This is a genomic window from Arthrobacter alkaliphilus (assembly GCF_021483235.1).
Taxonomy (GTDB): Bacteria; Actinomycetota; Actinomycetes; order Actinomycetales; family Micrococcaceae; genus Arthrobacter; species Arthrobacter alkaliphilus.
This window is the reverse complement of the sequence record NZ_JAKEEC010000001.1, coordinates 311762-334314: the sequence shown is the minus strand read 5'-3', so window position 1 is coordinate 334314 and position 22553 is coordinate 311762. Positions and strand designations below refer to the sequence as shown.

Sequence of the window (22553 nt, the reverse complement as noted above, 5' to 3'; positions counted from 1 at the left end):
GAAGTCAGGTGAGTGTCCGGATGGAGTGGCCCGGCTTCCTCTATGGCTTCTACGAGCGCAAACTGCTCCGTTCGCTCGAGCGGGACAAGATTCCCAAGCACATCGGCGTCATGGTGGATGGCAACCGCCGCTGGGCGCGGCAATTCAACGCTCCCACCAGCGAAGGCCACCAAGCGGGCGCGGACAAAATCCACGAGTTCCTCGGCTGGTGCCAGGAACTCGGTATCAAAGTCGTCACGCTGTACATGCTCTCGACTGACAATATGAACCGCTCCGGCGAAGAGCTCGAGTTGCTCATGGGAATCATCGCCAATACCCTCGATCGCCTGGACGAGGACGCCGATATTTCCGTCCACGCCATGGGCGCGCCGGAGCTCCTTCCGGACTACCTCGCCGAGCGGCTCACCAAGCTCACGGCGCGCACGCCGATCCGGGAACGGCTGCACGTCAACGTCGCCGTCGGCTACGGTGGACGGCGCGAAATTGTTGACGCCGTGCGGGAATTGCTGCACGACACCGTCGCGAACGGCCGTGACATCACTGAGTTGGCCGACAATCTCTCCGTGGACGACATCTCGCGCTTCCTGTACACACGCGGCCAGCCCGACCCCGATTTGGTGATCCGCACGTCAGGTGAACAACGCCTGTCGGGCTTCCTCATGTGGCAAAGCGCCTACAGCGAGTTCTACTTTTGCGAGGCACTCTGGCCCGCGTTCCGCAAGGTTGACTTCCTGCGGGCACTACGGGACTACGCCGGCCGCCAGCGCCGCTTCGGTTCCTGACACCGCGACTTTCCGCTTGGCCGGCGTTTACAGGAAGTTCACATTTGCCTACGCGAATCGCCGCTTCGGCTAACCGGAAATGTAATCGCGCGGGAATACGTTAATCCCATCAGCAGGCAAACCGCTTGCTGATCGGGGAGGCCAGTAGATGGAGCGAATCATCGCACCAGGTACGTGGGGGGCCGCGCCCGGCCTTCCGGCCGAGCCGCCTCACGAATAAGCCGGGTTCGCCCGGGGCTGGAGTCGATGTGGCTATTTCTGAGCAACTGCCCGTAGTCGTTTCCGACGGGGAAAGTTCAGCTACCTCTCGCACCAAGCGGGCCAACAGTGGGCGGACTGCACAGTCCGGGACCCCGACCGGTCGGAGCTATGTGATTGATACTTCCGTATTGCTTTCCGATCCTCTTGCCTTATTGCGGTTCGCGGAGCACGAAGTCATTGTCCCGATCGTGGTGATCACCGAACTGGAAGGCAAACGCCACGATCCCGAGTTGGGCTACTTTGCCCGCAAGGCCCTCAGGCTCCTCGATGACCTGCGCATCGAGCATGGCGGATTGAACCAACCCATTCCGATCGGATCCGACGGCGGTACGCTGCGCGTTGAGATGAACCATGTGTCCACCGAGGTGCTTCCGGCCGGATTCCGCGGACCGGACAACGACAGCCGCATCCTGGCAGTCGCCAAGAACCTCGCCAACGAAGGCCACAACGTCACGGTCGTCTCCAAAGACGTGCCCATGCGCGTCAAAGCCTCCGCCATGGGGTTGTTCGCGGACGAATACCGCAACGAACTCGTCAAGGACTCCGGCTGGACCGGAATGGCGGAGGTCGAAGCCAGCGAGGACGAGATCACCACTCTGTACGGACACGAACCCGTCTTCATCCCGGCAGCGGCCGAGCTCCCCGTCAACACGGGCCTGGTGCTGCTCTCGAACCGGGGCTCGGCCCTGGGCCGGGTAGGCGCTGACAAGCAGGTGCGGCTGGTCAAGGGCGACCGCGACGTCTTCGGACTGCACGGCCGCTCGGCGGAGCAGCGGCTGGCGATCGATCTGCTCATGGATCCCGGCGTCGGAATCGTCTCGATCGGCGGCCGCGCGGGCACCGGAAAATCGGCCCTGGCCCTGTGTGCCGGACTCGAAGCGGTCCTCGAGCGCAGGGAGCACCGCAAGGTGATCGTTTTCCGCCCCCTGTACGCGGTGGGTGGACAGGAACTCGGGTACCTGCCCGGCTCCGAGGCGGAGAAGATGAACCCCTGGGCGCAGGCGGTCTTCGACACCCTCGGTGCACTCGTCAGCCAGGAAGTCGTGGAAGAAGTCATGGACCGGGGCATGCTCGAAGTCATGCCGCTGACCCACATCCGCGGACGTTCGCTCCATGACGCCTTCGTGATCGTGGATGAGGCGCAATCGCTCGAAAAGAACGTGCTCCTCACGGTCATGAGCCGGATCGGCCAGAACTCCAAGATCGTCCTGACCCACGACGTTGCCCAGCGCGACAACCTCCGCGTGGGCAGGCACGACGGGGTTGCCGCCGTCGTCGAAACCCTCAAGGGGCACCCGCTGTTCGGCCACATCACCTTGACCCGCTCCGAGCGCTCGCCGATCGCGGCCCTCGTGACGGAACTGCTCGAAGGGGCGGAAATCTAAAGCGGCATTTGCCCGGAATTAGCGGGGGCCGTGGCCGGGTTCGCCGGGCCACGGCCCTTCGCCGTCCTCTCGCCGACGCCCGGTCACCTTTGGCGGGTTTTTCCCTGACGCCCGGTCACCTTTGGCGGGTTTCCGACCGGCGCCGGGTCCGCCGGGCCGCGGCCCTTCGCCGTCGCTTAGACACGGCGCATAAGGACCCGCTCCGGTCGCTGGGCGACCTTCGGTGTCCGATGCGCCGCGATGCGCTCCTTTACGAAGAACCGCGTCGAGGCTCGTGCGCCCCTCGCCGATGCCCGGTCAGATATGCCAGGTAATTTTCCGACGCCCGGTCAGGTGCGGTGGGTTTTTCTCCGACGCCCGGTCAGATATGGCGGATTTTTCCCTGACGCCCGGTCAGGTATTTCGGGTTTTTCCCTGACGCCCGGTCAGGCGTGGCGGGTTTTCCCGCGACGCTCGGTCAGGTATGGCCGGTATTTTTCCCTGACGCCCGGTCACCTGCCTACGCGCGGGGGCCGATGTCCCAACTGATGTGCTTCCGGACGTCGGTGAGGTTCATCGATTCGGCGAGGAACAGATCGTCCAGCATGTATTCGTCCACCCCCAGGATCCGCATCCAGTGCCCCTGGCCGGCGGTGTCGCCGTCGAGCGACTGGCTGGAAACGCACACACCCGTTCCTGAATCCACGCGCAAAAGCGTGCGTCCCGGGAAACAGAGCGGATGTGCAGGATCAGCCGCTACGTAGCTGGAGCCCGGCGTCGCGATGGTTTCCAGGGTAGGACGCCCTTCGTGGTCCACCTCCCGGACGGCGCCGAATGAGACCCTGTTGGACTCGGGAAACTCCATGGGCACCGGCGCGTTCCCGGCGAGCTCGACAGGATCGAGGGCTGCTGCGAGTCGGCCGTTCCCAAACGACGGTTCACCGTATGCAGCTTCCGGGCGCCGGCGGACCAGCCCGGCAGAGTCGCACACGGGGGTCACCAAGTGGGCCGGGAGCAGCCAGGACTTTCGCTTGGAGCCGAGGTACAGCCCGTCCCGCGAGTCGTTGATGCCCGTGGTGCTGTGCAGCAAGGTTCCGTCGGCGGCTTCGAGCCGAAGCGCCCCCGGGCGACGCAACCAGGCGCGCACCATGGCATCCGGGTTGCCTGGCCGGTCCAGGTACTCGAACCTCAGGCTGGTCCATTTCCATGGGGAGGAACGGCAGAGGTTTCGGAAGGTGGAGGACATGTCGGGGTCCGGATTGCCTTGGATTTCTGCACTGTAGCGCCCCATATCCACAGTCTATGCGCGCGTAACGGGCGGCGGTTCGGGAAAACCGATAGCATCCGAGGGTGATCCGACGACTCGGCGAATTGTGGGGGACAAGCATCCCGGCCTTCTGGTTGCTGCTCGCAGCTTGCCTGTACTTCGCGGTCATGGCAGCCCGACTCACGGTCATCGACGTCCGCCACCACATCCTGCCGAACCGGATCGTGTTCCCGTCCTATGCCATCGCCGGTGTCTTGCTGCTCGGTGCGGCGGTGGCCGCCACTTTGGCCGGGGGAGCGGCGAAGCCAGGGCCCGACGGCGGAACCTCCTTCCTCGGGGTGCCCGCCCTGGGAATCGTGGCCGGGGGAGCCGTGCTGTGGGCGTTCTACTTCATCGTGCGCTTGGTGTACCCGCCGGGGATGGGATTCGGAGACGTCAAGCTGGCCGGTGTACTGGGCCTATACCTTGGCTACCTGGGTTGGGCGCATGTTTTTGCCGGAACATTTGCGGCGTTCCTCTTCGGCGGGCTGTGGAGCCTCGGAGTCCTTGCTGCTCGGCGGGGAACCTTGAAATCCTCGATACCCTTCGGGCCGTTCATGCTGGCCGGCGCCGCCGCTGCGATGTTTGCCCTGCCTGCGTGAGGAGCGCGGTGGGCACACCGGAGCGGGAAGCGGCCGTTGAGCCGGCTTGCCCGCTGTCATTCGGGCATCGCCGGTGGCATACTCGCCCTACCGGCGGATCCGGTCCGAAGAGGAGGCAGAGCTCGTGTTGGTGATGACTGTTTCAACGGAAGCGGGCTAGGCCGTGCCGGTTCCGGAATTCATCCGGGAAATCCGTGAGAAGATCGGCAACGATCCGCTGTGGCTGCCCGGCGTCCGGGGCGTGGTCCTGGACGACGAGAACCGGGTCCTCCTGTGCCAGCGGTCGGACAACGGCAGGTGGACGCTGATTACCGGAATGCTGGAACCGGGTGAGCACCCGGCCCCTGGTCTGTTGCGGGAGATCTTCGAAGAGACCGCCGTAGTCGCCAAAACCGAGCGGATCCTGGCGGTGGGCGTCATCGGCCCGGTCACCTATCCCAACGGTGACGTGTGCGACTTCCTGGATATTGCCTTCAAATGCCGTTACGTCTCGGGGGAGGCCCGCGTCAACGACGACGAGTCGATCGCCGTCGGCTGGTTTGCCCTCGACGAGTTGCCTGACATCAGTGCCGGCCACCGCGAAACCATCCGGCTTGCGCTGGAGCCGGGCACCGACGTCGTATATCAGCGCGATTGACGGGCAGCGAGGATCGCCCTGGCAGCGAAGACGCACGCGGCGATACCGCAGGCAATGGCGCCGAGGATGGTCCACCATTCGCCCTTGGCGGAAGCTGCGGAGACGGCCAGAAGGCCGAAGAGCACCGCTCCTAATCCCCATCGAACGGCGGGGCTGATGTTCGCGGATTCTTCGGGCTCTGAACTCATGGGTTCCAGCCTAAGCCAGTTGGTTGCCGTTACGGACATGCCCGGCCCTGGACCCGGACGATGGGCATATTCCTCATATGTCCGTTGGTCCGGGCCAAGGCCGGGCATGTCCCGTGCGCAGCGCAGGCGGGTCGAGCGCTGGAGCGGCTGCTCGCCGTCGTGCTCGGCGCCGGAAGCTAGGCCTTGTGGGCCGGGCGGGTCATGGTGGTGACGTCGAGGGCCTTGTCGAGCTGCTCTTCCGTCAGTTCGCCGCGCTCAAGGTAGCCCAGGGAGATCACGGCTTCGCGGATGGTCAAGCCCTCGGCAACAGCCTTCTTGGCGATCTTTGCGGCTGCCTCGTAACCGATGAACTTGTTGAGCGGAGTCACGATGGACGGGGAAGCCTCGGCCAGGAAGCGGGCACGCTCCACGTTCGCCGTAATGCCGTCGATCATCTTGTCGGCCATGACGCGGCTGGTGTTGGCGAGCAGGCGGATGGATTCGAGCAAGTTGGCGGCCATCACCGGGATGCCGACGTTGAGCTCGAAGGCGCCGTTGGTACCCGACCAGGCGATGGCAGTGTCGTTGCCGATGACCTGCGCGCAGACCATGATCGAGGCTTCGCAAATGACCGGGTTGACCTTGCCCGGCATGATCGAGGAGCCCGGCTGCAGGTCCGGAATGGCGATTTCGCCGAGGCCCGTGTTGGGGCCGGAACCCATCCAGCGCAGGTCGTTGTTGATCTTCATGAAGGAGATGGCGATGTTGCGCAGCTGGCTCGAACCCTCGATGAGCCCGTCGCGGTTGGCCTGCGCTTCGAAGTGGTCGCGTGCCTCGGTCAGCGGGAGGCCGGTGTCGGCGGCGAGGAGCTCGATGACGCGCTCGGGGAAGCCCGCCGGGGTGTTGATGCCGGTGCCGACGGCGGTGCCGCCCAGCGGGACCTCGGCGACGCGGGGGAGGGCCGCTTTGATGCGCTCGACGCCGTATCGCACCTGTGCGGCGTAGCCGCCGAACTCCTGGCCCAAGGTCACCGGGGTGGCGTCCATGAGGTGGGTACGGCCGGACTTGACGACGTCCTTGAACTCGACGGCCTTGCGGTCCAGGGATGCAGCCAGGTACTCGAGGGCCGGGATCAGGTCGTTGATCAGGGCCGAGGTGGCGGCGACGTGGACCGACGTCGGGAAAACGTCGTTGGAGGACTGCGAAGCGTTGACGTGGTCGTTCGGGTGGACAACCTTGTCGCTACCCTTGGCGGCCAGTGCACGGGAAGCCAGCTCGGCGATGACCTCGTTGGTGTTCATGTTGGAGGACGTGCCCGAGCCGGTCTGGAAGACGTCGATGGGGAAATCGCCGTCGTATTTGCCGGCGGCAACCTCGTCGGCTGCTGCGGCGATCGCGTCGGCGAGCTCGCCGTCGAGCACTCCCAGTTCGGCGTTGGCCAGGGCCGCGGCCTTCTTGACGCGGGCCAGTGCTTCGATGTGGGCGCGCTCGAGGGTCTTGCCGGAGATCGGGAAGTTCTCGACAGCGCGCTGCGTCTGGGCACGGTAGAGGGCGTTCACGGGGACGCGAACTTCACCCATGGTGTCGTGTTCAATGCGGAACTCAGCGTTCGTTTCTTGAGTGGAAGTCATGGGCCTAGCTTATTGGGGCAGCCGTCCCAGCCGAAACCGGCCGTGCAACGCTACGGCCGGTTTCCGCGGCCGGGGCGGGTGCCCAGATGCCTTCCGGCACGCTGCCTAGAGCTCGCCGATCCCGGAAACCAGCTCGGCGCGGCCTTCATCCAGCTTGTAAGACAGCCCGACGACGGCGGTCCGGCCTTCCTCGATGGCGGCGGAAATCACACGCGAACTGTCCGCCAGGCGCCGGGCCGTCTGCTTGACATGCTCCACCACCATCTCGTTGACGTCAGTCTGCTCGTTGCGCGTTGCGGCCAGCACGGAAGGCGTGATGCGCTCCACCAGGGAACGGATGAAACCGGCCGGCATCTCGCCTGTCTCGACGGCGGCCTTCGTGGCGGTCACGGCGCCGCAGCTGTCGTGGCCGAGGATCACGATCAGGGGGACGTGGAGTTGGCTGATGCTGTACTCGAGCGAACCGAGGACGGCGTCGTCGATCACTTGGCCGGCGGTGCGGATCACGAAGACATCGCCCAGGCCGAGGTCGAAGATGATTTCGGCCGCCAAACGTGAGTCCGAGCAACCGAAGATCACGGCAAAGGGGTGCTGGTCCTCGACCAAGGAATGCCGGCGGGACGCGTCCTGGTTGGGGTGCAAGGTGTCGCCGGAGACGAAGCGTTCGTTTCCTTCGCGCAAACGGCGCCAGGCAAGTGCAGGAGTCAGGTAGGTAGTCACGGCGCTACTTTACGGCTTGGGGGCGGGAGGCTGCGAACCTGTGTCGCCCGGCATGGTGCTCGCGTCCGCGGAAGCGGCCGGAGCTGCGTCCATCGCCTTGACCACGGCTGCGGCCAAGGTGGAGAACTCGTCCAGACCCGCGCCTCCGCTCAGGACGACCGTGGTCCCGCGATAGTTCAGGATCATGCTTCGGGTGCCCTTGCCCGTGTCGCGGAGCTCCCAGTCGTGGCCGCCGGCGCTGCGCGTTCCGGTGACCGGGGCACTGCCGGTCTGCTGGAAAATCCACGTCGGGTTGGCCTTGCGGGTCTGGACCATTCCGATGAACGCCTGCTTCGGAGTGAGGAATCCGACCTCCCACCTGGGCACGCCATCGGCGGTTCCGGATGCCCAGCGAGCGTAGTTCGGACTAAATGTGTCGCCGGGTTCCGGCGCCACAGGTGTGAAACCCGCCACACCTTTCGCGTTGGCCGCCGTCGCCGCCACGTCAACGTTGGGCCGGTAACCGTTGCTCTTGGGCGCCGGATTCATGAGAACAATGGGCAGGAACGCCAGCACGCAGACGAGCAACGCAATGAGCATGCCGATCACCGAGGCGTTGGCCCTTTTGGCGGCTTTCGCCGCGATAACGGGCTTCACCGCAGGCTGTCCGGCGCCAGTTGCGCCGGCTGCACCCGTGCCGCCGGCCTCGGAGGGGACGTCGGCAATTGCTTTGTCTTGCGTTTCACTCACGCTTCAATAGTCCCCTATCCAAGCGGCTAATACACATCGGCCCGTCCGCGCAAGGGGCGTTCCAGAAGCTGGTCATCCCATGACCGCGCCACCTGGCCCCGACTATGATCTGTTCTAGAGGAATCATTCAGGCCGCCAGCCCGGCCATTCCTGGTCCCATGAATCGTGTCATCGAAGAAGAGGTTCACGTGTCTCCAGCGCCAATGTCCCAGAAGTATTCCACGATTTCGCCGGCGCTCGCCGTCGGGACCGACGAGCCGGACCGCAATCTGGCCCTCGAACTCGTCCGGGTCACCGAAGCTGCCGCCATCGCCGGCGGCCACTGGGTCGGTTTCGGCGACAAGAACAAGGCGGACGGCGCCGCCGTTGACGCCATGCGCTCCTTTCTCCACACCGTCCATTTCAACGGCGTCGTTGTCATTGGCGAGGGCGAAAAGGACGAAGCCCCGATGCTCTTCAATGGCGAGCGCGTCGGTGACGGCACCGGACCCGAGTGCGACGTCGCCGTCGACCCTATCGACGGAACCCGCCTGACGGCACTGGGCATCAACAATGCCCTCGCCGTGCTCGCGGTTGCCGAACGCGGCACCATGTTCGATCCCTCCGCCGTGTTCTACATGGAGAAGCTCGTCACGGGCCCTGAAGCGGCGGACATGGTGGACTTACGCCTGCCGGTGAAGCAGAACCTGCACCTGATCGCCAAGGCCAAAGGCGTCAAGGTCAACCAGCTCAACGTCATGATCCTGGACCGCGACCGCCACCGCCCGCTGGTGGAGGAAATCCGCGAGGCCGGCGCCCGCACGAAGTTCATCATGGACGGCGACGTGGCTGGCGCCATTGCCGCCGCACGTTCCGGTACCGGCGTCGACGCCCTCATGGGCATCGGCGGCACCCCTGAAGGCATCGTTGCTGCATGTGCCATCAAGTCCCTTGGCGGCGTCATCCAAGGCCGCCTGTGGCCCACGAGCGACGACGAGAAGCAGAAGGCCATCGACGCCGGCCACGACCTTGAGCGCGTGCTGTCCACGAACGACCTCGTGACGAGCGACAACTGCTACTTCGCCGCCACCGGTATTACCGACGGCGATCTCCTCAAGGGCGTGCGCTACTCCAAGGACAAGGTCCTGACCCAGTCGATCGTGATGCGCTCCAAGTCCGGCACCATCCGTTTCGTCGATGCCGAGCACCACGCCAACAAGTGGGAAACCTACGCCCGCAAGTAAGGCCCCAACGTCCTGCGCGAACTGGCAGCAAATGCCCTCTAAATTGAATTTTGGCGGCATTTGCTGCCAGTTCGCGTTAAATCGCGGAATCCGTCCTGTGGATAACCCAATTTAGGGCTCGAAGCCGGGCAACAATTGGGCATGTCCCGCACTCCGATGCCCGCGCAGCTTCCAAACGGTTCGTTTCCGGCGTCGGCCGCGGAGACCCTCGGACTGAGCCAGAAGCAACTGCGCCGCGAGGGCATTGTGACCTTGTCACGGGGACTGCGCCTGCCGCTACACTGCACAGGGACAGTGGCAGAGCACTTGCGGGGGTACATCGAGCTCGATCCGGAGTGCTGCCTGAGCCATGGTTCCGCGGCGCGGATCTATGGCATCAGCCTGTCCAAAGCACATGACGCGGACTGGCGGATTCACCTGGCACGCCCGGGTGAGAGATGGAAACCGCGGAGGCGGAATGTCGTTGGGCACCAACTGACATTCAAACCGGGCGAAGTGATAGTGCTCGACGGCGTCCGGCTCACCTCGCCCGCGCGGACGTGGCTGGACTTGGCCCAGCTGATGAGTATCGACGACATTGTCGCGGCGGGAGACTCGATCGTCGTCGAGCACGGCGAACACCATCCCAGGCCGCGCAAGGCGTTGGCGACTGTCGACGACTTGAAGGCGACGGTCGCAGCCCATCCGGGAATGCGCGGCGTACGGAAGGCCCGGCTGGCCCTGGACCTGGTTAGAGCCGGCGCGGATTCGCCGCAGGAAACGCAAATGCGCCTCATATTGCTGCATGCAGGTTTGCCTGAACCCACGCTGAACCACGTCATCTTCAATGAGTGGGGTGCCCCCGCCGTGTGGCCCGATGCCGCGTACCCCAAGCAGCAAGTCTCCCTCCAGTACGACGGTGGTCATCACGGGGAGGATGAGCAATACAAGAGGGACATCAGGCGACAAGCGCTGACCGAACGGCTGGGTTGGCGCGAAGTCCGGGTCCACCATGAGGATTTGCTCGGGCCCCGGCCGGCAGTGGTGGAGAAAGTGCGGCGGGCACTGTGGGTTGGCCGCGAGTTGGCAGCAGGTGACCGCAGAATCGGATTTTGAGGGCATCTGCTGCCTGTTCGCGCGGAGGAACCCTAGCGGAGCTTGTCCCGCAGTTTCCTCGCCAGCTCATAGGCGCGGTAGCGCAGCTTGTTCACCGGAAGGTCCCATGTGCCGGGGTAGGCGATTTCACGGCCTCCGAAGGACTTCTTGAAGGCAGTGAATCCGGCCCACTTGTGGTCAGGCTCGTCCTCAGGGGCAACTCCCCACAAGTCGACGTGCTTGAGCCCCTTGTCCTTGGCATCGGCCATGAGCGTCACGAGCAACGGAATGCCCGCGCTGAGCTTGCGGTGCGTGTCATCGAGGGCCGCGTGGGCGTACGTTCGCGTGTCGGCGGAGTCGTAGGCCAAGGCGGCCGCGATGGGTTCGCCCTCGAGCTCGGCGATGAACAGGGTACCGGCACCGGCCGGCATGAGGGACCGGGCCACCGAGCGCAGGTAGTCGTCGCTCTGGGGCTTGAAGCCGTTGCGCTCAGCCGTCATGTGCAGGAACTTCAGGAGCACCGAGATCTCTTCGGGGTCCTGCGAGGACCGGAACGTGACACCCTTCTTGTGGATGTTGCGGTACAGGTTCCTGTTGGTGGGTTTCATGCCCGCCAGGACGTCCTTGAAGTCTCCGTCCAGATCCACGATCCAGCTCAGCTCCGGCTGCTGGTTGGACGGCGCCGGCTGCAGGCCGCGCTCCCGGAGCACCCTGCCGGCGTCGGCGGTTTCGAACCCGGCAGTGACCGGTTCCATCCGCACAAAGACGGCGCGGCTGCGGCGGGCAATCGCCACGAGTGCGGCCAGCGCTTCATCGAAGGCTTCCAACGAGTCGGCCACGGGTCCGTACGGCGTGTAGATGACCTTGCCGGCCGGGTTCCTTTCCTCCACGGCGAGGAAGCGCCACCCCGGTCCGGACTCCTCGTGCACGGTGCGGCCGAGGGATCGCTGGAAGGACGCCCACGCGGGCGTTTGCAGGAAGTATTCCACCGCTAGTTCCCCAAGCCTGTTGTGACGGCGAAGGCGACGCTGGTTTCTGTTGCGCCGGTAACCGGGTGCACGATCACGGGTTCTTCGGATGCCGGGATGAAGGCGCTTCCGCCACGCTCCAGGCCTAGCTCGCTCTTGGGGGAATCCAGCACTACGGAACCCGAAACCACGACGACGACGGCGGGACCGGCCTGCGCCATCGGCACCGGTTCCGCTCCGGGAGCCAACTCAATGCGCTGGAGCTGGAATTCCTTAAAGGGCGGCACATAGAGATCCTGGCCGAGTATGGAGATCCTGGGCTCGATGCGGGGTACGCCGAGGGAAGCGAATTCGATGGTCTTCAGCAGTTCCGGGACGTCGATGTGCTTGGGGGTAAGGCCGCCGCGGAGCACGTTGTCCGATGCCGCCATCACCTCCATACCGAGGCCTTTCAGGTACGCGTGGACGTTTCCGCCCGGCAGGTACACCGATTCGCCCGGAGACAGGAAGACAAGGTTCAAGAGCAGGGAAATCAGGACCCCGGGATCGCCGGGGAACTCATGGTTGATATCCACCAACGTGGAGAGCTCCGCGGTGTGCTGACCCATCGGCGCGCCAGCTTTCAAGATGGACACCACGTCCTCCGTCGCGGCAGCGACGGCGTCCCCGCCGGTAATCAGCCGGGTGAACGCAGCCTTGAGCGCCGAGGGCTCGTCAGGCCCGGAGAGATCCGCTATGACTCCCGCGATGACATCCGGAACGTCGACGGCGGCAAGGTCCAGGAGCGTGGCGAGGTGCTCGAAGGCACGCAGCGAATCGGCCGCCGGACGGAAACCGCAGAGGGCCTGAAACGGGGTCAGCGCAAAGATCATCTCCGGCTTGTGGTTGTCGTCGCGATAGTTGCGCTCGGGCGCGTCGGCTGCCAAACCCGCGGCATTTTCCTTCGCATATCCGTCCTTGGCTTGCTGCAGGCGAGGGTGGACCTGCAAAGACAGGGGCTTGTCTGCCGCAAGGAGCTTGGTGAGGAACGGCAGGCGGGGACCGAATTCCGCCACGCTCGCTTCTCCCAGGAAGTGCACGGGATCCCCGCCGACCAGGGCGTCCAAGGCCACGGAAGACCCATCCGGACGGGTGGCCTTGGAGGGCGAGTCCGGGTGGGCTCCGATCCACAACTCCGCCTCGGGCCCGCCTGAGGCGGGCCTTCCCAGGAGGGTGGCTATCGCCGTCGTCGAGCCCCATGCGTAGGGGCGGAGAACATTCTCAAGCGGGTACACGGCGGGGGATCCTTGTCATTGCGGGACGGTGCATTCGGACAATGCCGGGGATGGACTCGTAGCGGCGGCCATGACTCCTAGCGACTGCCCCGGGCGGAGACGTTCGCGTGGGAGAAGACTTCGGCGACCTTGTCGCGGAGCCGGGCGCCTTTCTCGGTGGCGGTGTTGTTGAGGTCCTGGGCGAATTCGAGCAGCTCGCCGCGAAGCCTCACGGCCAGCTCATCGGTTCCGGACGCCAGCATGCGCACTGCGAGGAGGCCGGCATTGCGGGCGCCGCCGATGGAAACCGTGGCCACGGGAACGCCGGCGGGCATCTGCACGATGGACAGCAGGGAATCCATGCCGTCCAGGGTCTTCAGCGGGACGGGGACCCCGATGACGGGCAGCGGGGTGACTGAGGCGAGCATGCCCGGCAAGTGCGCTGCCCCGCCTGCACCGGCGATGATGACGCGGAGGCCGCGGTCATGGGCTGTCTGGCCGTAGCGGATCATTTCCGTGGGCATGCGGTGGGCGGAGACGACGTCGGCCTCGAACGGGATGCCGAATTCGGCCAGTGCGTCGGCCGCGGCTTCCATGACGGGCCAGTCGGAGTCGGAGCCCATGACGAGGCCGACGATCGGGGCGGCGTTCGCCGTACCGGCGGCATCCATGTTTTCTGCGCTCATGCGGTCTCCTCGGAGGTGGTTTCGGCCGGCATACGGCCGTCGCGGATGATGTCGGCCACTACGGTGGCGCGGCGTCGGATCGAGTCGACGTCCGCCGTCGAGTTGCCGACGAGGTTCACGTGCCCGATCTTGCGGCCGGCCCGCACAGACTTGCCGTAGCAGTGGACCTTCGCCGCCGGTTCGTAGGCCAGCGCCGTGGGATAGGCGCTGAAGAGGTCTTGGTTGTCGCCGCCCAGGAAGTTCTTCATGACAACCACCGCGCCCAAGGCGTCGGTGGCACCGAGCGGAAGGTTCAAGACCGCGCGCAGGTGCTGTTCAAACTGGCTCGTGACGGACCCGTCCTGCGTCCAGTGGCCCGTGTTGTGCGGTCGCATGGCGAGCTCGTTCACCAGGAACCCGACTCCGACGCCGGGCGTTTCAAATAGTTCCGCGGCCATGACGCCCGTGACGCCGAGTTCATTGGCGATCCGCAGCGCAGCCTCTTCGGCCGCCGCCGCGACCTCAACGGGAATGTCCTGTGCCGGCGCGATCACTTCGTCGCAGACACCGTCCACCTGGACGGTGTGGACAACAGGCCAGGCGCGGGATTCGCCGTCGGGGGTCCTGGCAACCAGCGCGGAAAGCTCGCGGCTGAAGTCAACCTTCTCTTCGGCCAGGAGCGGGCTCATGGCGTCGAACCAGTCAGCGGTGCTCCGGGCGTCGTCGGCGGAGTGGACGATCCGCACGCCCTTGCCGTCGTAGCCTCCGCGCGGGGTCTTCAAGACGATCGGCCAACCGGTCTGCTCACCGAACGCCACGAGGTCCTCGACGCCGTGGACCGCAGCCCACGCCGGATTGGGGAGCCCCAAGCGGTCGATCGCAGCGCGCATCACGAGTTTGTCTTGCGCGTGCACCAAGGCATCCGGCCCGGGCTGGACGTTGACTCCGGCTTCGATCAGGGCCCTGAGGTGCTCGGTGGGAACGTGCTCGTGATCGAAGGTCATCACGTCCAGACCTTGCGAGAACTCCAAGAGTGCGCCGAGGTCCTTATAGTCGCCAACGGGAGCCGTCGCCACGGCCTTGACCGCGGAAACGTCCTCACCTTCGGCGAGGACCCGCAGTTCAAAGCCGAGAGCCGTTGCGGCCGGGGCCATCATTCGTGCGAGCTGTCCGCCGCCCACCACGCCAATCACAGGAAAAGTCACAAGGTTCAGCCTACCGAACCAGCGGCTGGTTCCCGGATTCTGCTCACCCGGCTCCCCGGAATGCGGCCCCGGAACGACGCCCCGGAGGCCATCGACATGGAATACACAGGCGAGTTCCAAGAAATCGGAGCTAAAATGGAGGCTTCGGCCCATCGGCCCCCTAGAACAACGGCCATGGAGGGTCATGATCAACTCACTTGCAGATCGCATCCGCGGACTCGCTTCGCTTTTTTGGCGCGAAGTCGCCAAGTTCGGCGCTGTCGGCGGTGTTGGGTTCGTCATAGATAACGGCGTGACCTTGTACCTCATGCACGGCCCGATGTCGGACAGCGAAGCGAAAGCACGTTTCGTCGGTGCCACCGTGGCCACCGTGTTCTCCTGGATCGCCAACCGCCTCTGGACCTTCCGCCACCGCCGCCAGCAGAACGTGCTGCGCGAGTTCGTGATGTTCATCCTCATCAACGGCATTGGCATCGGTATCTCCACAGGCTTCACCGCCATCGCCAAATACGGCATGAACATCCAGGACAAGAACATCCTCTTCGCCGCCGGGATCCTCGGCATCCTCGTGGCGACTGTGGTGCGTTTCTTCGCCTACCGCTTCCTCGTCTTCAACAAGGAGCTCGACGAAGAGCCGGCGTTCTCGCATGACCACGAGATCATCGAAGCCCACCACAGGGCCAAAGCCCAGGCCATGCATGCAGCCAGCGCCGAGACTGACTCGGATCAAGGCGAAGGCGCTGTCGGGCGCCGCTGACCCGCTCGGGCGCCGCTGAGACGCGCTCAGTACTGACGCGCTCAGGCGCCGCTGACGCGTTCGTTCTCCAGCAGGTGCTTCGTGACTTCGACGTCCGGGTGCACGAGGACCACTGAACCGTCTTTGTTCCACGCACCCAGGGAGTCCGCGAGTGCCGACTCCAGGCCGTCGGCGGCGCGCACCAGCAGCCGGACACCGGCGTCGTGTTCCTTGGCGAAACCGTCCAGCAACTTACCGTGCGAGAGTCCGTCTCCAGGCCCGCGCAGGGCCGGCAGCGCGGCGTCCGGTTCGGCGTGTGCCATGAACACATCGCCGTGGGAACGGACTTCAGCCGCGTAGTCGACGACGCCGGCGGGCAGTTCTCCCGGCCAGCGCATCGCGAGTGCCGCAAGGGGAACGGCGACGACCGCGTCGAATCCGGCTCCCGCAACGTCGTCGGGGGTGTCCGTGGCGAGCAGGTCGGCGCTGCCTCCGTCGAGCACGAGTTCCATGCCGAGCTGCCATCCGGCCAGCGCCCAAACGAGGGACTTCCAATGGGCCGGCAGGTCCAGGCGAAGGCTCATGCCGGGCTCGGCGTCGAACTCGTCCTGGAGCAGGTTGCTGGTCTTGGCCACCCAATTGTCCAGGACCCGTCCTGAGAGCTCTACGCGTTCAGAGTCCGGCCCGTACCAGGTCAGCCGGGGGGATGAGGAGTGCCCGGAACGCAGGGCTGCCATCAGGTTCATCGCGGGGGTGCTCATGGCTACATCTTGCCACGGGGTGTCCGGCATGGTGACGGCGGTTGTGAATTGCGCCACATCGGCCCGGGGATGCCATTTGAACCGCACTCAGGAGGGTCAAGCAGTTTCCCGAAAATTCAACGAAAAGTCATCTTAAGTGAGTCGAAGCTTCCGTTTCCCGCGGAAGCGCGCGGATGGGCCGGAAAATTCGCGGGCGTGGCGCGGCCGGATTTAGTGAGGAAAGTTGATTATTATCCCGGCGCGGCTTGACGGCCCGGTAGTTACACGCGTGTAATTAGATATCGAACGCCGCTGCGGGAGTATCGGGTACATAACCGAGTACCGAATGAGCACGGTAGCAGCTGCAAACATCAGGAGGGACGCCATGGGGCAAGCGTTGCGGATCCAGGAAGATGCAGTCGTCGCGGAGATTGCGTCTGTGAAGTACCGGTCGCGCGAAGTTCCGGGGGACTGGTATGTAGACCCGGCAGATCCGCAAGCGGCGGACCGCTATAAAGAGACCACCCGGGAAGCGCTGGAAGACGAGGCAACAGCCTTTCTTGCGGCCCACGAAGCTCTCGTGGGCGGCTCGCCCGCAGATCCGGAGGACGATCTCGACGATCCTCCCATGGAGGTGCGCCGTCCGTTTGACAACCCGGCCCAGCCGGTGTGGATCGGGCTTCCACGCCAAGGGGACTTCGACGACGAAGGTGAACTCGGATGGCAGACCGACGCCTTGTGCGCCCAGACGGACCCGGAAGCGTTCTTCCCTGAGAAGGGTGGATCCACCAGGGACGCCAAAAAGGTTTGCGGTGCATGCAATGTCCGTTCGCAGTGCCTTGAATACGCACTCGCCAACGATGAACGTTTTGGTATCTGGGGCGGCCTCTCCGAGCGTGAGCGCCGCAGGCTGAGGAAGCGAGCGGTCTGATTCTCAAGGCAGTGCACGTTACCGCCGTCGTCGTTTCGCACGACGGCGGTAACTATCTCCCCAGAACCCTGGCGGCTCTGCTGGACCAGACGCGTCCGGCAGATGCCGCCATTGGCATTGATACGGGCTCCCGCGACACGTCCGTCGTGTTGTTGCAGCGTGCCCTCGGCAAGGCCAATGTGATCAGCACAAGCGAACACAAAACAGGTTTCGGTGCGGCCGTCACGGCTGGCCTCGCCCGTTTGGCGCCACCTTCGCGGGAGCCGGGCACCGTGGAATGGATCTGGTTGTTGCACGACGACGCCGCTCCCGCCCCGGATGCGCTCGCGGAGCTGCTCCAAGCGGTCGAACGCGCCCCTTCGGTCACTGTGGCAGGTTGCAAGCAACTGGCCTGGAATGCCGAGCGCAGGCTCATCGACGCCGGCCTGTCCACAAGCCGCTGGGCCGAACGGCTGACGCTCATCGAAGCCGACGAGCTCGACCAGGGCCAGTACGACGGACGCACGGACACCTTCGCGGTGAACTCCGCGGGCATGCTGATCCGCCGCGATGCCTGGGAGCAGCTGGGCGGCTTCGACCCCGCACTTCCAGGCGTGGGGGACGACGTCGATTTCTGTTGGCGCAACTGGCTTGCGGGCAACAGGGTTGTGGTGGTTCCGGCGGCGCGCATGTTCCACGTGGAGAACCGTCCCCACGCGTTGGCCACGCCCGCGGCCGCACGCAAGAGCCAAATCCATTTGAGGCTCACCCACGCTTCGCCGTGGAAGGTCCCGCTGCACGCGGTCGGCGCGCTGCTTGGGAGCCTGGTCAGGCTCGTCCTGAGCATCCTGGTCAAAGAGCCCGGCCACGGAATTTCGCAGCTTGGCGCCACCGTCGCGGCGCTCGCCCGTCCCGGGGCGATTTGGCGTTCCCGGCGGAACGCCGCCCGGACGCGACGCGTGCCACGGTCGATGGTCAAGGGCCTGCAGACTCCGCGGCGCGAGGTCTGGGCCCACCGCCGCTCGCTTGTGGAGGCGATCGGCGCGGACGAATTCCCGGAGTCGGACTCCCTGGCCCAGGAACCGAGCGGCGACGCCGGTGACGATTTCGTGGCCCTGGCCACGAATGAGCGGGTTTGGATCGGCACTGGCGCGGTGGCCGCCGGATTCATTGCGCTGGCCGCCTCCATCGTGGGACTGCTTGGTCTCCTCGGAGCAGACGGGGCCACCGGAGGCGGCCTCTTGCCGTTGTCCGCCGCCGGCGACATCTGGCGGTCCGCGTCCACGTGGTGGATTGGCCTGGGTGCGGGTTTGCCCGGGCACGGGGATCCGTTTGCCTACATCCTGTGGTTTGTGTCGCTGCTCGGGGGCGGCGACTCCGGCAGGGCCATCGTGTGGCTGTTGCTGCTGGCGATGCCGCTGTCAGGATTGGGCGCCTGGTTTGCCGCGGGCGCGATGACTACCTTGCGCCGCTACCGCTTCATTGCAGCACTGATCTGGGCCGGCGCGCCCGCGCTCGAAGTCGCAGTAAACCAGGGCAGGGTTGGCGCCCTCCTGGCCCACGTCGTGATGCCTTTGCTGGTGCTGGCCCTCTTCCGCGCCACCGGATCGGCCCTGGGACGCGGGACTACGCTGGACCAGATCCAGTCCTCCGGGCGCTTCGCAGCCAAGCCGCTTCCGGGCAAGCCGGGCGTCAACGGCACTCCGTCGTGGACAGCAGCAGCCGGCGCCGGCTTGGCACTGGCCATTGTGACGGCCTCGGCGCCGTCGTTGCTTCCTCCCTTTGCCCTCCTCATCATCGTTTGCGGCATCGCCTTGGGGCGGAGGGGACGGACTATATGGTGGTCGCTGCTTCCCAGTGCCGCGCTCCTTGCGCCTTACGTCCTTTCGGCGCTTGAACGGCCCCGCACCATGCTGGCCGATCCGGGTGTCCCGCTCGGGTTCGACGCCGCACCGTTGTGGCAACAATTGCTTGGCCAGCCCTTGAAGTTCGACGCCAACGGCGGTTTGCCCGGCTTGGCATTATTCGGCCCGTCCGGCATTCCGTGGGCACTGGCGCTTGCCCTCTTGCTCGGTGCGCCGGTGCTGATCCTGTCCATCGCCTCGCTCATCGTGCCCGGAAACCGGTCCGGCGTCGCGCGTTTCCTCTGGGCCGGGGCCCTCCTGTTCCTGGCCTGGGCATGGCTCGCCGGCCACGTTGCAACAGCAGCCGACGGCAACCTGCTCGTCACCCCCTTCACCGGACCGGCTGTTTCCGCCGCCGGGTTCGCGTTCCTCGGATCGGCGTTGATCGGCGCAGACAACCTCCTTCAGCTGAAAGCCAAGACCGACGACGGACGCCCGGTCCAACGCGCGGCAGTGCGTGTCGTCTCCGCTGTGGCAACGCTCCTCCTCATTGCCGGACCCCTGGCCGGCATGGGCCTCTGGGCAACCCAGAATGTCCTGGCAGGAGGCGGAAACCCGCCTGCAGCCAGCGGGGCGCTGGGCACGCCGCGCCTGGTCCAGCCCTCAGGGGCGGGTACCTTGCCGGCCACCGCCGTCGACCACGGCCAGGGGCCGGAACAGAGCCGTACGCTGGTCATTACCGCCGGTGACAACGGTGGGTACACCTCATCGCTCATGCGCGGAGCCGGAACAACCTTGGATTCGCTCTCCACTGTCGCGGCCGGACGTTCCATCGTGGGATCTCCCGGACAGGAACGCCTCACGGCCGACGACGACGCTACCGCCTCCATCAGGAAAGCCGTAGCCACGATTGTCGCGGGAACAGGGGTGGACCCCCGGCCCGCCCTTGAACAGCTCGGCGCCGGGTTCGTGGTCCTGAAGTCAGCTGACCCTGCCGCCCAGCTCACGGCCAACCGGATAGATTCCGTTCCCGGCCTGGTGGCTGTGGGCAAAACGGATTCCGGGTGGCTGTGGCGGGTCACGCCGCTCAACCGGGCCGCTGCAGCAGATGCTGAGACTGCACACCGGGTCAGGGTGGTGGACGCAAAGGGTGCCGTCGTTGCCCTTTTGCCCTCCGTTGGAACGTCTGCCGCGGGCAATATCCCGGCCGGCGGGGATGGCCGCCTCGTAGTGCTCGCCGAGCGGGCAGACGCCGGTTGGAGCGCGTGGCTTGATGGCCGCCCGTTGAACCCGACGACGTCCGGATGGGCGCAGGCATTCACTTTGCCGCCGGCCGGCGGCCAGCTCGAAATCCGCTACACCACCGTGTGGGAGCCTTGGCTCAGCATTGTGCAGGCTGTGGTGATTGGATTGACCATCCTGCTGGCCATTCCCATGCCTGCCCGGCGGCCGAAAGCAGTCCTCCTGAAGGAACAAAACTCCCTCCGTAAGGAGTACAGCAGTGTCTGACAACCAAGGACCGGCACCCGAGCCAAGGCCGACGCTGAGGAAGCGCGGCCAACGCAAATCCGGGCACAATAACAAGGCCGTTGTGTTGGGAGCGCTTTCCGCCGCGCTGCTCCTCGCCGCAGGGGCCGGGATGGTATCGGCAGCTTCGACCCTGCCGTCGCCGTCGGGAAGCAAAACACTGGCGCCGGCCCTGGCGGATGTCCCCGCGGGCAGGACTGCCGCAGTGTGTCCGGCCCCCCTCCGCCTGCCGGAGGGAGCCGGCACGGGGACCGACAGCCAGTTCAGCCCGGTTTCGCGTTCGGCAAAGAGCTTCCTGGATGCCGTGGTGCTCAGCGATTCCGCCGGCTCCGTTCCCGGGAGCAACCTCGCCTCGCTCGGTGGTGCACCGATTGCCGATGTTGCCAAGCCTCCCACAGCTTCACCAACCCCGACGCCGGGGCCGCCCGTGCTGAACGCCGGAGTCGTGGCCCAGAGGCCCGCGGGCGACGTCACCGTAGTGGGTGCCGACCCCATCAGTGGCCAGAATGCCGCCGTAGCGGGCCTAATGAGCTACACCGCGGGCGACGGCGATCTCCGCGGGCTGGCGGCCGCACCTTGCCAGCAACCGCTCAACGATGCATGGCTGCTGGGCGCGAACACCGCACTGGGCCGAACTGCGGTGCTGAACATCAGCAATCCCTCGGGCACGCCCGCTACCGTCAGCCTCGAGCTGTTCGGTGCCCATGGACGGATCCAAGCCCCGGACAGCCGTGGCTTGCTGGTTTCGCCCGGAGCTTCCCGGTCCATCAACTTGGCCGGACTCGCCCCGAACGAGGGGCAGCTCTCAGTGCATTTGCGCAGCAGCGGGGGGCCGGTTGCGTCGACCATCCAGCAGAGCGTCCTCCGGGGCCTCACCGCCGGTGGCGTCGAGCTCATCACTCCCGGAGCCGGCGCAGCGGACTCCCAGGTCATGACCGGGGTGGACGTCCAGGACCCGGCCGCGGTGAAGGCACTCGCGGACAAGCCCGGTTTCGCCGACGCCGTTCCGGCCTTGCAGATCACCGTTCCCGGGCCCGTGGACGCCGTCGTGGACGTGCGCTTGTACGGTCCGAACGGCCAGCGCGCCTTGCCCGACGGGGGAGCAGTGACCGCGAAAGCGGGTTCGGTGACCGAGGTGCCGCTCAAAGGCATCCCCGCCGGAATGTACACCGTCAGTGCTACGTCCGATGTTTCCTTCGCAGCTTCTTCCCGCGTCACGCGGGGACTCAAGGCCGAGGAACCCGTTGACTTCGCCTGGTCCCCGGCGGCCGTCCGACTGGGAAGCCAGCATGTGATGGCGGTACCCCAAGGCGGGACCCGCTTCCTCAGCTTTGGAGTGCCGACTGGAAGGGCCACCGTCACCTACACGCCGGTCACCTCGGACGGCAAGGTGCACAAGGCGCAATCGGTCGACATCGCCGGGGGGACTACCGCGGTCATCGGCGTTCCGGACAAGTCCGACGGCGCCCCGGTCTCGGGCTACATCGTTTCGGCGGCGGGGGATCCGGCCTACGGCGCGCTCGTACTTGGCTTGGGCGACCAACCCGGGATTTCGGTCCTGGCCATCCAGAATGGCGCAGCCGGCCACGAAAAGGTGCAGGTCACGGTCGGTTACTGATAACGACGGCGGTACACGGGGTCCAGGGTCTCCGGCGGCACGCCGAGCATCTCGGCCGTGTACTCGACGACGACGTCGTGCACCAGGTCCTGGAGGTCCTCGCGACCGCCGGTGGCCTGCTCGACGACGCGCCGATAAATGGTGATGACGGGACCCGCGCCGTGGGCTGCCGGGCTGTATGAGCCCATCGGTGCCGCCGCGCGTTGGGCCACCAGTTCCTCAAGGTTCGGCGGGATCTCGTCAACCGCGAACGAGACTCCATCGAGCCGTTTGCCCCACATATCCTGCAGCCGTTCTGCTGAATCGAGCACGAGGTCGTCGAACCTTTCCGCGCGCGTCCGGTAGCCGGGAAGGCTGGGGAGCATGATTTCGCCGCGCAAGCCCCGCCCGTGGCGGTTCCGGCGACGCTCCCTGAAGCCGCGCACGGACGTGCCCGCCGTCGTCGTTTCCTGGCTGTCCCCGGTGTCGGACAAATGGACTGTGAAGCCCGGAACGTGGTGCTGTGACTGCATATATCGACTTTAGACCCGTGGTTCGGCCAACGCGACATAATGCGCGTAAAGGGGCAATGCACCGCGTCGCGGGCAAGTC

Annotated in this window: 21 protein-coding genes; 10 read left to right on the top strand and 11 right to left on the bottom strand. The window is 65.7% G+C overall.

All coding sequences use genetic code 11. The features are described from left to right. The first annotated feature begins 20 nt into the window (after window positions 1-20). Both L0B83_RS01535 and phoH2 read left to right on the top strand, forming a co-directional pair. Window positions 21-782 (top strand): isoprenyl transferase, encoded by a 762-nt coding sequence (locus L0B83_RS01535; RefSeq protein WP_234756589.1) that lies wholly within the window; start codon window positions 21-23, stop codon window positions 780-782. 371 nt (window positions 783-1153) lie between these two features. After that, window positions 1154-2428, top strand: a complete 1275-nt coding sequence (gene phoH2, locus L0B83_RS01530; RefSeq protein ID WP_372461101.1) for an RNA 5'-3' helicase PhoH2 — start codon at window positions 1154-1156, stop codon at window positions 2426-2428. 499 nt (window positions 2429-2927) lie between these two features. Here phoH2 and L0B83_RS01525 read toward each other — a convergent pair whose 3' ends face one another. Next, window positions 2928-3698, bottom strand: a complete 771-nt coding sequence (locus L0B83_RS01525) for a hypothetical protein (RefSeq protein WP_234756318.1) — start codon at window positions 3696-3698, stop codon at window positions 2928-2930. Window positions 3699-3757: 59 nt separating this feature from the next. Here L0B83_RS01525 and L0B83_RS01520 point away from each other — a divergent pair, with 59 nt between their 5' ends. Together L0B83_RS01520 and L0B83_RS01515 are read left to right on the top strand one after the other, a co-directional pair. Then, the gene (locus L0B83_RS01520; RefSeq protein WP_234756316.1) at window positions 3758-4315 is read left to right on the top strand and encodes a prepilin peptidase; all 558 of its coding nucleotides are present in this window, start codon (window positions 3758-3760) and stop codon (window positions 4313-4315) included. Window positions 4316-4478: 163 nt separating this feature from the next. Next, window positions 4479-4952 (top strand): NUDIX hydrolase, encoded by a 474-nt coding sequence (locus L0B83_RS01515; protein ID WP_234756315.1) that lies wholly within the window; start codon window positions 4479-4481, stop codon window positions 4950-4952. Here the strand turns inward: L0B83_RS01515 and L0B83_RS01510 are convergent. The 4 genes from L0B83_RS01510 to L0B83_RS01495 form a co-directional block, all read right to left on the bottom strand. Beyond that, the gene (locus L0B83_RS01510) at window positions 4940-5140 is read right to left on the bottom strand and encodes a hypothetical protein (protein WP_234756314.1); all 201 of its coding nucleotides are present in this window, start codon (window positions 5138-5140) and stop codon (window positions 4940-4942) included. The two genes, L0B83_RS01515 and L0B83_RS01510, sit on opposite strands and share 13 nt — an antisense overlap. A gap of 176 nt (window positions 5141-5316) precedes the next feature. Then, window positions 5317-6750 carry a class II fumarate hydratase gene (locus L0B83_RS01505; protein ID WP_234756313.1) on the bottom strand — a complete coding sequence of 478 codons (1434 nt, stop codon included), beginning with the start codon at window positions 6748-6750 and terminating at the stop codon, window positions 5317-5319. Window positions 6751-6855: 105 nt separating this feature from the next. Further along, window positions 6856-7470: a carbonic anhydrase gene (locus tag L0B83_RS01500; protein ID WP_234756312.1), complete on the bottom strand. Its 615-nt coding sequence runs from the start codon at window positions 7468-7470 to the stop codon at window positions 6856-6858. A 9-nt stretch (window positions 7471-7479) separates the two neighbouring features. After that, window positions 7480-8199: a DUF4245 domain-containing protein gene (locus L0B83_RS01495; protein ID WP_234756311.1), complete on the bottom strand. Its 720-nt coding sequence runs from the start codon at window positions 8197-8199 to the stop codon at window positions 7480-7482. Between the two features lie 203 nt (window positions 8200-8402). On the opposite strand from L0B83_RS01495, the gene glpX reads away from it, so the two are divergent. Then, entirely contained in the window at window positions 8403-9422 is a 1020-nt protein-coding gene (gene glpX / locus L0B83_RS01490; protein ID WP_234756587.1) for a class II fructose-bisphosphatase, read from the top strand. A gap of 141 nt (window positions 9423-9563) precedes the next feature. Next, window positions 9564-10517, top strand: coding sequence for a hypothetical protein (locus L0B83_RS01485; protein WP_234756310.1), 954 nt, complete (start codon window positions 9564-9566; stop codon window positions 10515-10517). Between the two features lie 32 nt (window positions 10518-10549). On the opposite strand, the gene L0B83_RS01480 is transcribed toward L0B83_RS01485, so the two are convergent. The 4 genes from L0B83_RS01480 to L0B83_RS01465 form a co-directional block, all read right to left on the bottom strand. Beyond that, window positions 10550-11485 carry a lipid II:glycine glycyltransferase FemX gene (locus L0B83_RS01480; protein WP_234756309.1) on the bottom strand — a complete coding sequence of 312 codons (936 nt, stop codon included), beginning with the start codon at window positions 11483-11485 and terminating at the stop codon, window positions 10550-10552. Between the two features lie 2 nt (window positions 11486-11487). Then, a complete protein-coding gene (gene manA, locus L0B83_RS01475; protein ID WP_234756307.1) occupies window positions 11488-12738 on the bottom strand; it encodes a mannose-6-phosphate isomerase, class I in 1251 nt (416 codons plus the stop codon). 77 nt (window positions 12739-12815) lie between these two features. Beyond that, window positions 12816-13403 carry a 5-(carboxyamino)imidazole ribonucleotide mutase gene (gene purE / locus L0B83_RS01470; protein WP_234756305.1) on the bottom strand — a complete coding sequence of 196 codons (588 nt, stop codon included), beginning with the start codon at window positions 13401-13403 and terminating at the stop codon, window positions 12816-12818. Then, the gene (locus tag L0B83_RS01465; RefSeq protein ID WP_308193932.1) at window positions 13400-14587 is read right to left on the bottom strand and encodes a 5-(carboxyamino)imidazole ribonucleotide synthase; all 1188 of its coding nucleotides are present in this window, start codon (window positions 14585-14587) and stop codon (window positions 13400-13402) included. Before L0B83_RS01465 ends, purE begins: the two co-directional genes overlap by 4 nt. A gap of 184 nt (window positions 14588-14771) precedes the next feature. Between L0B83_RS01465 and L0B83_RS01460 the strand changes: the two genes are divergently transcribed. Beyond that, window positions 14772-15344: a GtrA family protein gene (locus L0B83_RS01460; RefSeq protein WP_234756303.1), complete on the top strand. Its 573-nt coding sequence runs from the start codon at window positions 14772-14774 to the stop codon at window positions 15342-15344. Between the two features lie 41 nt (window positions 15345-15385). Here the strand turns inward: L0B83_RS01460 and L0B83_RS01455 are convergent, their stop codons facing one another. Beyond that, complete coding sequence (locus tag L0B83_RS01455; protein WP_234756301.1) at window positions 15386-16084, bottom strand: TIGR03089 family protein; 699 nt, start codon at window positions 16082-16084, stop codon at window positions 15386-15388. A 364-nt stretch (window positions 16085-16448) separates the two neighbouring features. Between L0B83_RS01455 and L0B83_RS01450 the strand changes: the two genes are divergently transcribed. From L0B83_RS01450 to L0B83_RS01440, 3 genes are read left to right on the top strand one after another with little or no spacing between them, the layout of a single operon-like run. Beyond that, the gene (locus L0B83_RS01450) at window positions 16449-16994 is read left to right on the top strand and encodes a WhiB family transcriptional regulator (RefSeq protein WP_234756582.1); all 546 of its coding nucleotides are present in this window, start codon (window positions 16449-16451) and stop codon (window positions 16992-16994) included. A gap of 11 nt (window positions 16995-17005) precedes the next feature. Further along, window positions 17006-20326, top strand: a complete 3321-nt coding sequence (locus L0B83_RS01445) for a glycosyltransferase family 2 protein (RefSeq protein WP_234756299.1) — start codon at window positions 17006-17008, stop codon at window positions 20324-20326. After that, complete coding sequence (locus L0B83_RS01440) at window positions 20319-21962, top strand: DUF5719 family protein (protein ID WP_234756297.1); 1644 nt, start codon at window positions 20319-20321, stop codon at window positions 21960-21962. The genes L0B83_RS01445 and L0B83_RS01440 overlap by 8 nt, the downstream gene beginning before the upstream one ends. Here the strand turns inward: L0B83_RS01440 and L0B83_RS01435 are convergent. Beyond that, entirely contained in the window at window positions 21956-22474 is a 519-nt protein-coding gene (locus L0B83_RS01435; protein ID WP_234756295.1) for a metallopeptidase family protein, read from the bottom strand. The genes L0B83_RS01440 and L0B83_RS01435 overlap by 7 nt on opposite strands. Between the last annotated feature and the right edge of the window lie 79 nt (window positions 22475-22553).